The following is a 15,125-nucleotide window of genomic DNA, read 5'->3' on the forward strand; positions in this document are numbered from 1 at the left end:
ATTAAAGTTAATAAATAGCAGGTATTACGCAAAAAAAGGCGGGGGCTGGCCTTTAATGATTGAACCAATTAATGATGGCTTCGAGTTTGGTTTTTTTCAAAACATCAAGCCAAAAGCGGTGAAAAGGCATTGTTTTCATGACAATTTGAATGTTACATTTATTATAACTGGTTAATTGTAAAAATATTGTGGGAGTGATAGTTCATGGTTGATAGTTCATAGTTGATAGTTCATAGATCATGGTTATGGGGATAGGTGTATGGTTGTATAGATAATGTTTAAAAAGAAAACGTTTTTGCGTTAGGGATGGTAGCGGATACCAGCCATGAGCGTAATGCCTGCAGGTGTATGAGCGTACAGCCCGGCCCGTCAGCTGACGGGAACGCCCACGTCTGAACTCGAATTAAACGAATTTTGAGAATTTACTGAATTTACCTGGCATTCTGTTAATTCTTTAATTTAAAAAATTCGAGTTCAGACAAACCCGCTAACCTTCAACCATCACCATTTATTTCTTTATGCGGGCGTTCCCGTCAGCTGACGGGCCGGGCTGTACGTTGCAAGTCCTCGTCTCCCCCGCGCATTTCCTCCGCACACGGCGGGCTTTCCACTACCATCCCTAACGCAGCCTCCGCATTTATCCTTCTATAAACAATCAGATCAAGCCTATCTTCTACCATGAACCATGATCTATCAACTATGAACTATCAACCCACAAAAAAAACCTTCAACCTTTGGCTATGAACCGCTAACTATCGTATTTTTGCGCGTTATGAGTATTGCTAAAACATATATCCCGAAAGAAACCGAAGAAAAATGGTACAGTTACTGGTTGCAGCACGGCTTTTTTAAGTCGGTGCCTGATGAGCGCGAGCCTTATACAATAGTCATTCCGCCGCCAAACGTTACCGGGGTTTTGCACATGGGCCACATGCTTAACAATACTATACAGGATGTGCTGGTTCGCCGTGCCCGTATGAAAGGTAAAAATGCCTGCTGGGTTCCCGGTACAGATCACGCCAGTATTGCCACCGAAGCTAAAGTTGTTGCCATGCTTAAAGAGCGCGGCATCAGCAAAAAAGACCTTACCCGCGAAGAGTTTTTAACCTACGCCTGGGAGTGGAAGGAAAAATACGGCGGCATTATCCTGGAGCAGCTTAAAAAATTAGGCGCTTCGTGCGATTGGGACCGTACCAGGTTTACTATGGACGAGAGCCTTTCGGAAGCGGTTATTGATACTTTCATCCACCTGTATAAAAAAGGATTGATCTATCGCGGTATCCGAATGATCAACTGGGACCCACAAGGTAAAACCGCGGTAAGTGATGAAGAAGTTAACCGTAAAGAGGTAAATCAGAAGCTTTATTATATTAAGTATAAAGTTGTAAGTCAGACTTTGGACTCAGAACTTCAGGCTTCAGACTACCTGACTATCGCTACAACACGTCCGGAAACCATTATGGCTGATGCGGCTATCTGTATCAACCCTAATGATGAGCGTTATCTGCACCTGCATGGTAAAAGAGTATACATCCCGCTTATCAACCGCGAGATACCGGTTATACTGGATAACTACGTAACTATGGATTTTGGTACCGGCTGTTTGAAGGTTACCCCTGCTCATGATTTAAATGACTATGAACTGGGTCAGCGCCATAACCTGCCCGTTATTGATATTTTAAATGACGACGGTACGCTGAACGAAAAAGCACAGATACTGGTTGGCGAAGATCGTTTTGCCGCCCGTAAAAAGATAGCTGTTTTATTAGAGGAAGCCGGCGTACTGGATAAAGTTGAAGAGTATAAATCGCAGGTTGGTTTTTCGGAACGTACCAACGCGGTTATTGAGCCTAAGCTATCAATGCAATGGTTTTGCAAGATGGGCGAGATGGCTAAACCAGCTTTAGATTATGTATTGAATGGCGAGATTAAACTGATTCCTGAAAAGTTTGTAAATACCTACCGCCATTGGATGGAGAACGTAAGGGATTGGAATATCAGTCGCCAGTTATGGTGGGGACAACAGATCCCGGCCTGGTACCTGCCAAGCGGTGAGTTTGTGATTGCCAAAAATGCGGAAGAAGCGTTGAAGGAAGCACAGGCGAAAAATCCGGAACTTACCGCTGCCGACTTGAGGCAGGATGAAGACGTAGTTGATACCTGGTTTTCATCATGGTTGTGGCCAATTTCGGTATTTGACGGTTTTAAAGATCCTGATAACGCCGATATCAATTATTATTACCCAACCAATGATCTGGTTACCGCTCCCGAAATCTTGTTTTTCTGGGTAGCAAGAATGATCATGGCCGGTCATGAGTTCAGGGGCGAAGTACCGTTCAGGAACGTATACCTTACCGGTATTGTAAGGGATAAGCTGGGCCGTAAGATGTCGAAGTCATTAGGTAACTCACCTGATCCGCTCGATCTGATCGAAAGCTATGGTGCCGATGGTGTACGTGTAGGTATGCTGTTATGCTCGCCGGCTGGTAACGATTTAATGTTTGACGAAAGCTATTGCAAGCAAGGCTCGGGCTTTGCCAACAAAGTATGGAATGCCTTTAAACTGGTAAAAGGCTGGGAAGTTGATGAAAGCCTTGCTAACCCCAATGCTGTGGCCATTGAGTGGTTTGGTAACAGGTTTAACCAGGCACTTACCGAAATTGAAGCTAACTTTGCTCAATACCGTTTATCAGAGGCCCTCATGGATACCTATAAACTGGTATGGGACGATTTTTGCGCATGGTACCTGGAGATGATCAAGCCTGCTTATCAGCATCCAATTGATAAAGCGACTTACACGGCTACTATCCAATTTTTTGAAAATATATTAAAAGTGTTACATCCTTTCATGCCTTTCCTTACCGAAGAGTTATGGCATGATGAACTATTTGGCGAACGTGCTGAAAACGACTGCTGTATTGTAGCGCAATTGCCCGCTATTGGGGAAATAAATTCACGCTTATTGGCTGAGGTTGAGATAGTAAAAGATATCGTTACTTCTATCAGGAATACTCGTAAAACAAAACAAATATCGGATAAAGAACCGCTTGAATTATTTGTTAAATCAAATTCCGGTATCGAATATAGCCAATATCAGGCCATCATTACCAGGCTTGGCAATATCAGCAAGTTTGAAACCGTTACCGATAAAGTTGACGGGGCTATAAATTTCTTAGCTTCAACCGATGAATTTTATGTTCCGTTCAGCGAAGAAATTGATCCGGTTGCTGAGTGCGCGAGGTTGAAAAAAGAGCAGGAATATCTGCTGGGCTTCCTGAAATCGGTTAACGCGAAACTGGGCAATGAACGGTTTATGGCCAACGCCAAACCCGAAGTGGTTGAGATTGAGCAAAAGAAAAAGGCAGATGCCGAAGCCAAATTAACTATCATAGAAGAAAACCTGGCAGCTTTGGCTTGCTAATTGCAGAACTTACCGGCTTTGTATAACAAGTTAGCGTACAATACGTATGCTAACTTGTTCAAATTACATGGCCAATGTTAAGTTCTGAATATGAGTAAAAAAGTAAGTTTCTTCAACTTATCAATTTATAAAATCTTGTCGAAGGAGCAGCCGTTCCTTGACCAGGCCCGTATCCGTTTATTGTATTATGGGTTCTTCCTTATTTTTGTAGCCCTCGGGGCGCTATACCTCAACGTTTATTTCCAGGGCCAACGGATGCTTGCCCAAACCGCCCTGGTTTTAATGGGATCGGTAGTATTGTTATTTAAATATTTAACCTGGCGGCCCGACTGGCGTGGCGCGGCACATGCCCTGCTTGTGGTAGGTACTCTTGTTAATGCCAGTTTGGTTTATGTTTCTATACAAACTGTAAATATCATTACAGTACAGGTAATTATCATTGTTATTGTATTTAGTTATTACATGCTGGGGCAGCAATGGGGGCTCATTTACTCGCTGCTAAATACGGTGCCGGTGCTGGTATTCATGATCATTGAATATAACAGCGGGTACGTTATTGGTATTAAGCCTAATAAAATTGACCAGTCGACCATTATCATTAGCCTGTTTGCCAATTTTATACTGCTCATATTTATCCACAGTCATTTTTATACGGCTTTCTTAAAAAATATCAAGCATCTTAAAGATAGCAGTGCGGAACAAGCCCGGCTTTACAATAAAATGGAAACCGCTATTGAGAAGGCAGAAAAATCGGCCCAGGCAAAATCCGAGTTCCTGTCAACCATGTCGCATGAAATCCGTACGCCTTTAAATGCTGTTATAGGGATGAGCAACTTGCTCATGATGAGCGGCCCACGGCCCGATCAGCGCGAGAACCTTGAAGTACTTAAGTTTTCGGCCAATAACTTACTGGCTATTGTTAATGATGTGCTCGATTTCAGCAAAATAGAATCTGGCAAAATAGTGTTTGAAAACATAAGGTTTAATCTTATTGAGCTGATGAACAATATTTGCGGCGGCCAAATATTAAAAGCCGAAGAAAAAGGCTTGCTGTTTAAGCTTGATGTTGATAGCTCGCTGAAAAATAAAGTGCTTTTTGGCGATCCTACCCGTATTACACAAATCATTTTTAACCTGGTGAGTAACGCTATAAAATTTACGGCGCAGGGAAACATATGGGTGAGGGTTACATGCGTGGAAGACAGGCACAACATTGTTACCGTTAATTTTTCGATAAGGGATACGGGTATTGGTATTAAAAAGGAAAACCTTGAAAATATATTTGAACCCTTTACACAGGAATCATTAGCTACTACACGTGAATATGGTGGCACCGGTTTGGGACTGGCTATTGTTAAACGATTGCTTGAGCTGCAAGGCCTGCAAATGACGGTTAACAGCATGACGGGGCACGGATCCGAGTTCTCGTTTAATATGGAATTCCCGGTATCAACAGAAGTAGTGCCTGAAGCAGTTGTCGCGCCGCAGGCAAAGCAATCGGCAGAAGATACCCTGGCCTCTCTGCGTGTGCTTATTGCTGAAGATAACATGGTGAACGTAATGTTGATGAAAAAACTGTTGAGTAAATGGAGCATTAATCCAACCATTGCCGAAAACGGTGAACGAGCGGTTGAGTTTATGCAATACGGCAATTTTGATATCGTATTAATGGATCTGCAGATGCCGGTAATGAACGGTTTTGATGCATCAAAAGAGATCCGCAAAATGGCCGACCCAAAAAAATCAGGTGTGCCTATCATCGCGCTTACCGCTTCGGCGCTCTTTGATATCAAAGAGCAAGTGTACGAGGCCGGTATGAACGACTACGTAGCAAAGCCATTTAAACCGGATGATCTGCTGGAAAAACTTAACAATTACGCTGTGAGAAAAAGAGTGGGGTAAGATTTTAATGGCCTGATAAAGTGGGGCATGTGCGAGGGAGCCACTGTATGTACACATCTTTTTAAATAAAAACACGTTGTCATTTCCTCCTGCCGTTGTTGGTGTTGTCACCAACAATTCCTCTCACGTATACATATCATAAGTCAGTGACCAAAAAGTTGTTGGTGATAACACCAACAACGGCGTAACTATATCTCTTAAATAATAAAAACCATGTCATTTGCGAGCGCAGCGTGGCAATCTCGTAGCCGATGCATGACCGATGTGTATAGTTACGAGATTGCTTCGTCGTTCCTCCTCGCAATGACATGATTTTTCAAGCCAGCGTTTAACTGATCTGCATCTTTCGAACAGTTGTAGTGTTGTCAATAACAACGGCTTACGTAAAATATCCTTCTACTTATTCAATTTCTCACCTTCCTTAATTACCGCCTGGTTTACTTCCCTTACCCTTTCTATTTCCATTTTTTCAACGGCCCTGTCATAGGTTAAAACGCCGTTTACCTCGTGTTCAACGTCGGTGGTTTGCGTGTATATGGCAACGCTTAATCCTTTATATTTCATAAGTTGCTCTACTTCATCCAGCAAAAATACGTAACGATCGGTAAGTCTGGCTTTGGTTGGTTCATAATCATAGGCATTGTTGTGTACCGGCCACATGTGCCCACGTACAAAAAGGCCAACGCCTCCAAATTCGCCCAGCGAGGCAGCCCTGTGATCATCAGGGACAGACGCGCCATACGGCCCCACGTAAATGTGTGTATCCACATAATCGCCGTTGCCAGGGTCGCCATAAGGCTTTTGATAATCGGGATTATTATTAAAGCCAGAGTTGCCGTTAACCAGGCGCGACGGATCGTACTGCTTAACCCAATTGGTGATATTCTTTACATCAAATGCGCCCCAATTTTCGTTAAAAGGTATCCAGGTAATAATGGATGGCGAGTTATAATGATCGTCGATAATAGCTTTTAACTCTTTACGATAAACTTTTCTGTTTTGCGTGGTATCTTCATTTTGGTACCATATAGCGGGCATATCCTGCCAAACCAGCAAGCCCATTTTGTCGGCCCAATAGTAAAAACGCTGAGGCTCGGTTTTCATGTGTTTACGGATCAGGTTGTAGCCAGCCTTTTTAGTATACTCCATGTCAAACTTCAGCGCCTCTTCCGTTGGCGCGGTTAAAACACCATCGGGCCAGTAACCCTGGTCGAGCAAACCAAGCTGCATAATGAATTTGCCATTAATAAGCGGGCGGATTACACCGTTAAGCTTGCCCAATTTAATATCGCGCATGCCAAAATAGCTTTTAACCTCGTCGGCCTGGCTGCCATCGGCGTTATAAAACGTAAGCTTCAGATCATATAAAAACGGAGAATCAGGCGACCATAAAACAGGGTTTTCGATGGGAAGATAAAAATAGGTTCCCCCGGTTGCGCTAACCTGCGAAACCTCTTTGCCGTTGTTTAAAGCAACTGCTCTGATCTTGCCCGAACCAACTGCATTGACAAATACTTTCAAGCGCTTGCCCTCTAAATCGGGCAAAAGGCGGATATCTTTTATGTACGATTTGCTCACCGGCTCCAGCCAAACGGTTTGCCATATGCCCGACGAAAAAGTATAGTCACCACGTGGTCCGTTTTTACCTGAAGGCGTTTTGCCGTCGTTAGGGTCATTAGCGGCAACAATAAGGGTATTACTGCCTTTCTTTAAATATGGAGTGATATCAAAGCTGAATGAATCATAACCGCCCGAGTGTGAGCCTGCTTTTTTACCATTTACAAAAACAGTGGCATCGTGATCAACCGCGCCAAAATGGACAATAACCTGTTTGTTTTGCCATTTTGAAGGAATCTCAAAGCTGCGGCGGTACCACATGTTGATCTCCTGTTTACGTTGCACTCCGGAAATTACAGACTCGGGACAGTAGGGTACCAATATTTTATCCGCTTTACCCTCAAATGATGCCGGCGTTTCGGGATTTAAAGCATTGGGAGCATCTTTACCACCACGATAATCCCATTTACCATTGAGGCAAAGCCAGTCGTTACGTTGCAGCTGAGGCCTTGGATAATCTGCTAAAGGGATCTGGGCCTGCATGGCGGCGTTTGTCCACTGGGTAGGCAGTTTTGCTTCCTGGGCAGATGTGATGCAGCTGCCTGCTATCAGCATGGAAACCAGCATAATTGCTTTGCTGTAAATTTTCATGAGTAAAATGTTATAATTGATGAGGTTATGCCGCCCAAAATAGGGAATAAATAACTGTTATCATAACATTTTATTAGGGGTGTCTATGTGTGTTTTCTTAATTAGGAAGTCTTTTAAAAAAGCGTCATAGCGAGGTACGAAGCAATCCTTTGTCCACCACGTCATTGCGAGGCACGAAGCAATCCCCGATGAGCAGAGCTGCTAAGCAAATCCACCCTGTATAGATCGCGATTGCTTCGTGCCTTACAGCAATGACGATCTTATATATCTACCCCTTAACATACACCGGCAACTCTTCAATAAATTGGTAAGTACAATTTTCATGGTCAATGGTGCAGTAATAATGCTGCAGACCATTGCTTACTGCAAGCAGGGATACCTTATGCACCATATTATACCGGGCTATCTGGTCGAAGGTTTTTTGATCGATAGTTACTGAAGGCGCTTTGCATTCCACCATTAAGATGCGTTGCCCATCGGGATTGAATACTACAATATCGGTGCGCTTTTGCAGGGTATTAAGCTTAAGGCCGCCTTCCAGTTTGATGAGCGAGCGGGGATAGTTTTTTTGCTTAATGAGATATTGTACAAAATGCTGGCGTACCCATTCTTCGGGTGTAATGACGATGGTTTTCTTACGGATCTCGTCAAAAAGGGTTAATGTGCCGTTATCGTCGCTTATTTTGAAGGGGTGAGGGGGCAGATTAAGCGGTTGGAGCATTTTGAAAAGTCTGAAGTATTAAGTTATTAGTCTTAAGCCGGGGTTCAAAATTAACAAATATATCGTTGGGCATTCTTCTAAATAAAAATACATTCCACTTTTGGCTCGGTACTTAGTACTTTTGAAGTTCAAAATATGACTGCTGCCGAGATATTAAAGGACCTTAAGAACCGTAAGTTTAAACCACTGTACCTGTTGCATGGTGAGGAGCCTTATTTTATCGATCTGGTGAGTAATTATGTTGAACATCATCTGCTTCCGGAGCACGAGCGCGGTTTTAACCAAACCGTGGTTTATGGCAAGGATACTGATATCATGACCGTGCTTAACGCCGCCAAGCGTTACCCCATGATGGCCGATTACCAGGTTGTACTGGTAAAGGAAGCCCAGGATATGAAATGGGGTAAAGAAGATGATAACAAAAAAAGCATCGACCCGGTATTAAGTTATCTCGAAAATCCGCTGCCGAGTACCATTCTTGTTTTCTGCTATAAGTACGGCAAGTTTGACAAGCGTAAGAAAACCTACAAAGCCATCGAAAAAAAGGGGCTCATTTTTGAATCGGCCACTTTGTATGATAATAAGGTTCCGGCCTGGGTTGAAGGTTTTGTGAGTGAAAAAGGCTATAAAATGAACCAGCAGGGATCGGCTATGATTGCCGAATACCTGGGAAACGACCTCGCCAAAATTGCCAATGAGCTTGAAAAGCTGATGCTGAACGTTAGCGCCGGGCAGGAAATCACGCTGAAACACATTCAGGATAACATTGGCATCAGCAAGGAGTATAATGTGTTTGAGCTGCAAACCGCGCTTACCAAAAAGGATGCCTACAAGGTAAACCAGATCATCAACTACTTTGAAGCCAATCCCAAATCAAACCCCATTGTGCTGGTGTTAGGTAACTTGAACAACTTTTTTAGTAAAGTACTGGTTTATCATTATGTAAAAGATAAAACCCCGCAAAACCTGGCTAAAGAGATGGGGGTAAATCCATACTTTATAAAAGATTATGAACAGGCTGCCCGCAACTATCCGCTTGGTAAAGTTTTCCAGGTAATCAGCTACCTGCGCGAATATGATCTGAAAAGCAAAGGTGTTGAATCAAACGCCCCGCATGGCGAGTTGATGAAGGAACTGATGTTTAAGATTTTGCATTAATACCTACTCATTTAACCGTTATGACCCTATCATCACTATCAAGAGCCAATACAGCATCCACCCTTATCCGTATTTCGGCGGTTTTATATTTGGTTTATTATTATCTGAATTGGGGAGGATCTGCTTCTTTTAATGTTGCCTTAGCTACCTGTATTGCACTGGGGATATTACTGCTGCTTGCGCTTTTTATCAGGCAGGGACACAAATGGGCCAAATGGGTATTACTGGGTTTATTGCTTTTAACCATAACGCCCGATGTTGTCAATCTTCCCGCTACGTTTAAGACAAACATTATTGCGGGTTGTATAGCAATCGTCATTGATGTATTACAAATAAGCGCGCTTGTTTTGCTTTTTAAAAAGGATAAAGAGAGGCCGGCGGCCGAAGATACCGGGGCGTTATAAAAAGTTCTCCAAAATCATTTCTAATTAATTAAATCCCGTAACATTTTTGTTAAGTGTAGCGCTACTTAGTGTTTGACCGTATACACGTATTTATTCATGAAAACTTCATTTTGGGCCGGTACACACCGTTTTTTGGCCTGACTTTCTATTATCCTGACTTTCATGTAATTGATTATTTACAATGTAACAAAAATATTCAGCCTATTAATCTCTAAGTTCACTTGTCCTAAGCGCTTTTTGGGGCTAATTAACAAGCTTAACTAACTTAGAAATTACGGTCATGATACTTTTATTTTGCGGATTATCGGGTGCGGGCAAAACAACTTTAGCAAAAAGTGTAGCCGCCGAATTAAAGAGTCTGAATATTAAAATTGAGATCATTGACGGTGATGAATACCGCGCGGCACTTTGCCGCGATCTGGGCTTTAGCAAAGAAGACCGTAATGAAAACATTCGCCGCCTGGGCTTTGTAGCCAGTCGCTTTAGCGCGCAGGGCATAGTTACTATTGTTAGCGCCATAAACCCTTATGATGAGATCAGGCAGGAACTTGCCGAAAAATATGATCATGTAAACATTGTTCATGTAGACTGTCCGGTTAATAAGCTTATAGACCGCGATACCAAAGGCTTGTATAAACGAGCGCTCCTTCCCGATGGACACCCCGATAAATTGAATAACCTGACAGGGATTAATGATACGTTTGAAATACCTGTTAACCCCGACCTGTATATTGATACCTGCAATTATACCATACAACAAAGTACCTCTTCACTGCTATATTATATTATAAACAATCTGCATCCTGTTAAAAAGCAGACCAACAAGATACCAAGCTATACCTCATAAAAAAGGACGCTTATAACTGATTTATGCAAAAAAGAGTACTGATCATTACCGGAATGCACCGTTCCGGCACCTCGCTTATTACCCAGTGGTTAAGTAAATGCGGCCTGCAAACCGGCGAAAAACTTGTGCCCGGAAGTTACGGCAATGTAGAGGGGCATTTTGAAGATATCGAGTTTTTGAAAATGCACGAAGAGATCCTGGCCGATCATAACCTGCCATCATCGGGGCTTACGGTTGAGCACGTGGCCGAGTTTACTATTTACGAAAAGGAAAAGCTTAAAAGCATTATTAAGGTAAAACAGCAGCTGTACGATCAGTGGGGATGGAAAGATCCGCGTACTTGTTTGTTTTTGGATGTATACAAAGAGTTACTGCCGGATGCCTGTTATCTGGTGATCCTGCGCGATTATCAATCGGTAGTAAGTTCGCTTTTAAGGCGCGAATTTAAATGGGTAGATAACAAATACATGGCCCGCAAATATTTTTCAAGACTGGTGTGGACTAAGTTCAGGCGGGCCCGCCGTATGGTACAGTTTTGTAATGATCATGCTACCGAATATCTAAAAGTCTGGATAGCCTACAACCAGGATATCCTGAAATGTATTGAGACTTTACCCCGCGATGCTTTTGTTGTGGTTAACTACTCCATGCTGAAAGATGAGGACGAGCAGGTTTTTGAATACCTGAAAAGCAAGTGGAACCTGGCCTTAAAATACTCAAGGTTCAGGGATATTTTTAAAGAAAACCTTATTGGGCCAGACATCGATTTAAATCAATTTATTACCGATAAAACCCTTATATCCCAGGCGATAGTATTACAGGATAAACTTAAAGGATATATGCTTGCCGATTGACAGATAAAAATCCTTTGCATTTAATTATACACATTGGTGAAAAATTGAAATGATACCTGTGTAATAAATTGTGAAAGCAATCCAATTTCTTGTACAATCGTTCTTGTGATTTGATAATCAGCTGATTATTTCTTCAAATTCGTTTTACGCAACATTTTTAAGCGCTGGTTGCGGCGCTTAGTTTAACCAACGTAAAACTGGGAGGGGGATATGAAAGCTAAGTTTCTTTGCTACTTGCCCTACAGGGTAGTCACAGGGCTTTTGATCATCATGTGTTTACACTCGCCGGGCTTTTCTCAGGCCGGGAAAGTTGGGTCGTTGGCTTATTTGAAGGCCCGCAACGGTATTGGCGGATTTACTTTGGGCGGCGTATTAACCGGCGAGCAGGAGCAGAGCCTGGCCTATCTTGACGGTGAGGGTAGTAAGCCGGATGCAGATAGCTGTATCACCTATGAGTATCATTCCGAAAAACCAATAGAGCTGGAAGGTGGCTTAACTGCAAGCCATATTTGCGTACGCACCTATGACCATAAGGTGGTGAATATCTATGTTTTTTTTAACCGCGACCAGGGATACAAAATGCTCAGCAAGTTTTTGCATTGGTATGGTACCTTCACGGCAAAGCCCAATGATTACCAGGACGTTTATATGTGGGAGTCGCGCACGGTAAAACTACTGCTAAGCTTTCATCCCGATGATGAACAGGGGATAGCGGTTTATACCTCGGTCCCGCTAACCAATACTTTAAATGCCAGAAATGCTAAAAGGTTATCCCAGTTGTTGACGAGTAATCAGTAAAAAGGCTCCCCTACATTACCACTCCAACCCGTAATATAATTGTAACAAAGCCTATATCGCCTGCCAGGCATTTTAGTTTCTGCCTCCTTTTTTACATTTTTACGTAACAATAAATTTATACCGTACAAATGCAACATTGGTTAGTTAAGAGTGAGCCCTTTAAATACAGCTGGGAAAAATTTAATAAGGATGGTCGTACTTTTTGGGATGGTGTGCGCAATTACCAGGCGCGCAACAATCTCAGGGAAATGAAAGAGGGCGACCTTGTTTTATTTTATCACAGTAACGAGGGAAAAGAGATAGTAGGCATAGCCAAAGTAGTAAAAGAAGCTTACCAGGACCCTACAACTGATGATACCAATTGGGTGGTTGTTGACCTTTCTCCGGTTGAGGCCCTCAAAACCCCGGTAACCCTTGAGCAGATCAAAGCCGATCCTCAATTACAGGATATTGGTTTGGTAAGGCAGGGACGCCTATCTGTAATGGGCGTAAAGCGCGAAGAGTTTGATCATATCTTAGCGCTGGGCAGTAAATGAAATCACCAGGGAATTGTCTTAATCGTTTTGTTAAACCCGGCCTAACCGCCGCGTTATTGATATTACCCGGACTTGTAAGCGCGCAGGATGCTTTTAAAGAGTTTCCGGATTTATTTACTGTTCCGTACAGTTATGTTGCAAAGCATGTAAAACAGCCGCCGGTAATTGATGGCGATGTGGAAGATGCCGTATGGCAGCAAGCTCAATGGACGCAGGATTTCCAGGACATTGAAGGCAGGCTTAAACCGGCACCACCATTGCAAACCAATGTTAAAATGCTTTGGGATGATAATTACCTGTATGTTGCCGCGCGAATTAAAGACCCGCATGTTTGGGCTACGCTTACCCATCATGATGATATTATTTACCTGGATAACGATTTTGAGCTTTTTATTGATCCCAATAACAGCACACATAAATATTTTGAAATTGAGGTAAATGCCCTCAATACCATATTCGATCTGTTTTTGACCAAGCCTTACCGTAATGGAGGCGCTGCTGTAACCGGATGGGATACACACGGCCTGCGTTCGGCGGTAAAAGTTCAGGGAACACTGAACAACCCTTCGGACACGGATAAGGGCTGGACGGTTGAAATGGCTATCCCTTTTAAGGCTATAGCCGGTGGGTTTAACAGGGCGAAAATAAAGGACGGTACCATGTGGCGGATCAATTTTTCGCGGGTGGAGTATGATACCAAGGTGCAGAACGGTAAATATGTAAAGCTGCAGGATAACAATGGCAAGGATTTACCCGAGCATAATTGGGTGTGGAGCAACCAGGGGCTGATTAACATGCATTACCCCGAGCGTTGGGGCTACCTGCTGTTTACCGAGCGTGATGATGCGAAGTTTGAGATGCCTTATAGTGAAGAGCAAAAGAAGCACCTCTGGCTGGTTTACTACAAACAGAAACAGTGGTTTAAAGATCATCACGAATACCTTTCTTCATTAAAAGATTTGGGTATCGAAAATAAAGTAACGGTAACGGGCAATGCCAACGAGCTTAAACTGGAAGCTACCCCTCACCAGTTTATAGCTTATATTACCGATACTAAAACCAATGCTACCTATTCAATTGACCAGGATGGCCTGGTACAGCAGCTGATAAATCCCTAAACTCCATGAATAAGCGCGAATTTTTAAAAGCCGGTTTACTGGCGGGTGTGGCCGCCCAGTTACCTTTAGTAAGCAATGCCGCTGCCGAAGCCGCCAAAAGCAGCAAGAAAAAGGCTATGAAAAACTGGGTATGGATCAATCCTAACCAGAAAGATACCGATGATGAACTGGCTACCCGCTATGCATCATACAAGGCATCGGGCATAACAGGCATATTTTTTGAAAACGACAGCGAGCGTCATTTTCGCGCTGCCAAAGCTAAGGGATTAGAAGCCCACCGTTGGATGTGGACCTTTAACCGTGCCGAACTGGTTAACGAGAAACCAGAATGGTACAGTAAAAACCGCAAAGGCGAATCATGTGCCGATCATCCGCCTTATGTACAGTATTATCGCTGGCTTTGCCCGTCGCGCCCAGAAGTGCAGGAGTATTTAACCAAAACCGTTGATGATATTTTGGCTAAAGATTATATCGATGGTATCCACCTGGATTATGTGCGTTATTGCGATGTAATACTGCCGGTAAACCTTTGGGATCATTACAAAATTGACCAAACCAAAGAGCTGCCCGAATATGATTTTTGCTACTGCGATGTCTGCAAAGCCAAATTCAAAGAAGAGTATAACCAGGACCTTGATCAGATCCAATACCCAGAGGCCAGCCTTTCATGGCGTTTATTCAGGTATAACAATATTACCCGCGTAGTTAACAGTATCTCGACTGTTGCGCATCAGCATAAAAAACAAATAACCGCGGCTGTATTCCCAACTCCCGAAGTTGCCCGTCGTAACGTAAGGCAGGATTGGACAAATTGGAACATGGATGGTATTTGCCCCATGATATACCATGGTTTTTACAAAGAAGGTGTTAGTTGGATAGGCAATGCCGTAGCCGAGGGTGTTCATTTCCTGGCTGGCCAGTTCCCGCTATATGCAGGTTTATACTTATCCGATTTTAAGAGTGATGACGAGATCCGCACCGGTATCCAGGTGGCATTGAAGAATGGTGCTATGGGGGTGTCTTTCTTCGGTAACGTAAGGCCTGAGGTACTGGCGATACTGAAGGATGAAGTGGCGGCGTTTAAGGCGTCGTAATATCAAAATATAAACAAAAAAAGATATGTCATTGCGAGCGAAGCGTGGCAATCGCACGTAAGCA

The 15,125-nt window shown here is 43.2% G+C and carries 12 protein-coding genes; 10 read left to right on the top strand and 2 right to left on the bottom strand.

Features of this window, described 5'->3' with window-relative positions:
* Positions 1-772 precede the first annotated feature (772 nt).
* Positions 773-3,421, top strand: a complete 2,649-nt coding sequence (locus EAH55_RS08130; RefSeq protein ID WP_121809198.1) for a valine--tRNA ligase — start codon at positions 773-775, stop codon at positions 3,419-3,421.
* A gap of 90 nt (positions 3,422-3,511) precedes the next feature.
* Entirely contained in the window at positions 3,512-5,323 is a 1,812-nt protein-coding gene (locus tag EAH55_RS08135) for an ATP-binding protein (protein ID WP_121809199.1), read from the top strand.
* Between the two features lie 396 nt (positions 5,324-5,719).
* Here EAH55_RS08135 and EAH55_RS08140 read toward each other — a convergent pair whose 3' ends face one another.
* Positions 5,720-7,531, bottom strand: coding sequence for a glycoside hydrolase family 2 protein (locus EAH55_RS08140; RefSeq protein ID WP_244228130.1), 1,812 nt, complete (start codon positions 7,529-7,531; stop codon positions 5,720-5,722).
* Positions 7,532-7,799: 268 nt separating this feature from the next.
* A complete protein-coding gene (locus tag EAH55_RS08145; RefSeq protein ID WP_121809200.1) occupies positions 7,800-8,252 on the bottom strand; it encodes a type I restriction enzyme HsdR N-terminal domain-containing protein in 453 nt (150 codons plus the stop codon).
* A gap of 135 nt (positions 8,253-8,387) precedes the next feature.
* Between EAH55_RS08145 and holA the strand changes: the two genes are divergently transcribed.
* The 8 genes from holA (at position 8,388) to EAH55_RS08185 (ending at position 15,061) form a co-directional block, all read left to right on the top strand.
* Positions 8,388-9,410, top strand: a complete 1,023-nt coding sequence (holA, locus tag EAH55_RS08150; RefSeq protein WP_121809201.1) for a DNA polymerase III subunit delta — start codon at positions 8,388-8,390, stop codon at positions 9,408-9,410.
* A 20-nt stretch (positions 9,411-9,430) separates the two neighbouring features.
* The gene (locus tag EAH55_RS08155) at positions 9,431-9,814 is read left to right on the top strand and encodes a hypothetical protein (protein ID WP_121809202.1); all 384 of its coding nucleotides are present in this window, start codon (positions 9,431-9,433) and stop codon (positions 9,812-9,814) included.
* 280 nt (positions 9,815-10,094) lie between these two features.
* The gene (cysC, locus tag EAH55_RS08160; RefSeq protein ID WP_121809203.1) at positions 10,095-10,661 is read left to right on the top strand and encodes an adenylyl-sulfate kinase; all 567 of its coding nucleotides are present in this window, start codon (positions 10,095-10,097) and stop codon (positions 10,659-10,661) included.
* Between the two features lie 23 nt (positions 10,662-10,684).
* Positions 10,685-11,515, top strand: a complete 831-nt coding sequence (locus EAH55_RS08165) for a sulfotransferase (RefSeq protein WP_121809204.1) — start codon at positions 10,685-10,687, stop codon at positions 11,513-11,515.
* A 210-nt stretch (positions 11,516-11,725) separates the two neighbouring features.
* On the top strand, positions 11,726-12,313 hold the full coding sequence (locus tag EAH55_RS08170; RefSeq protein WP_146749959.1) for a hypothetical protein: 588 nt from the start codon (positions 11,726-11,728) through the stop codon (positions 12,311-12,313).
* A gap of 128 nt (positions 12,314-12,441) precedes the next feature.
* Positions 12,442-12,849: an EVE domain-containing protein gene (locus EAH55_RS08175; RefSeq protein ID WP_112567325.1), complete on the top strand. Its 408-nt coding sequence runs from the start codon at positions 12,442-12,444 to the stop codon at positions 12,847-12,849.
* Positions 12,846-13,967 (top strand): carbohydrate-binding family 9-like protein, encoded by a 1,122-nt coding sequence (locus tag EAH55_RS08180; RefSeq protein WP_121809205.1) that lies wholly within the window; start codon positions 12,846-12,848, stop codon positions 13,965-13,967. The genes EAH55_RS08175 and EAH55_RS08180 overlap by 4 nt, the downstream gene beginning before the upstream one ends.
* Before the next feature lie 5 nt (positions 13,968-13,972).
* Positions 13,973-15,061 carry a family 10 glycosylhydrolase gene (locus EAH55_RS08185; RefSeq protein ID WP_121809206.1) on the top strand — a complete coding sequence of 363 codons (1,089 nt, stop codon included), beginning with the start codon at positions 13,973-13,975 and terminating at the stop codon, positions 15,059-15,061.
* Positions 15,062-15,125 lie beyond the last annotated feature (64 nt).

Source organism: Mucilaginibacter kameinonensis (assembly GCF_003675385.1).
GTDB classification, from domain to species: domain Bacteria; phylum Bacteroidota; class Bacteroidia; order Sphingobacteriales; family Sphingobacteriaceae; genus Mucilaginibacter; species Mucilaginibacter kameinonensis.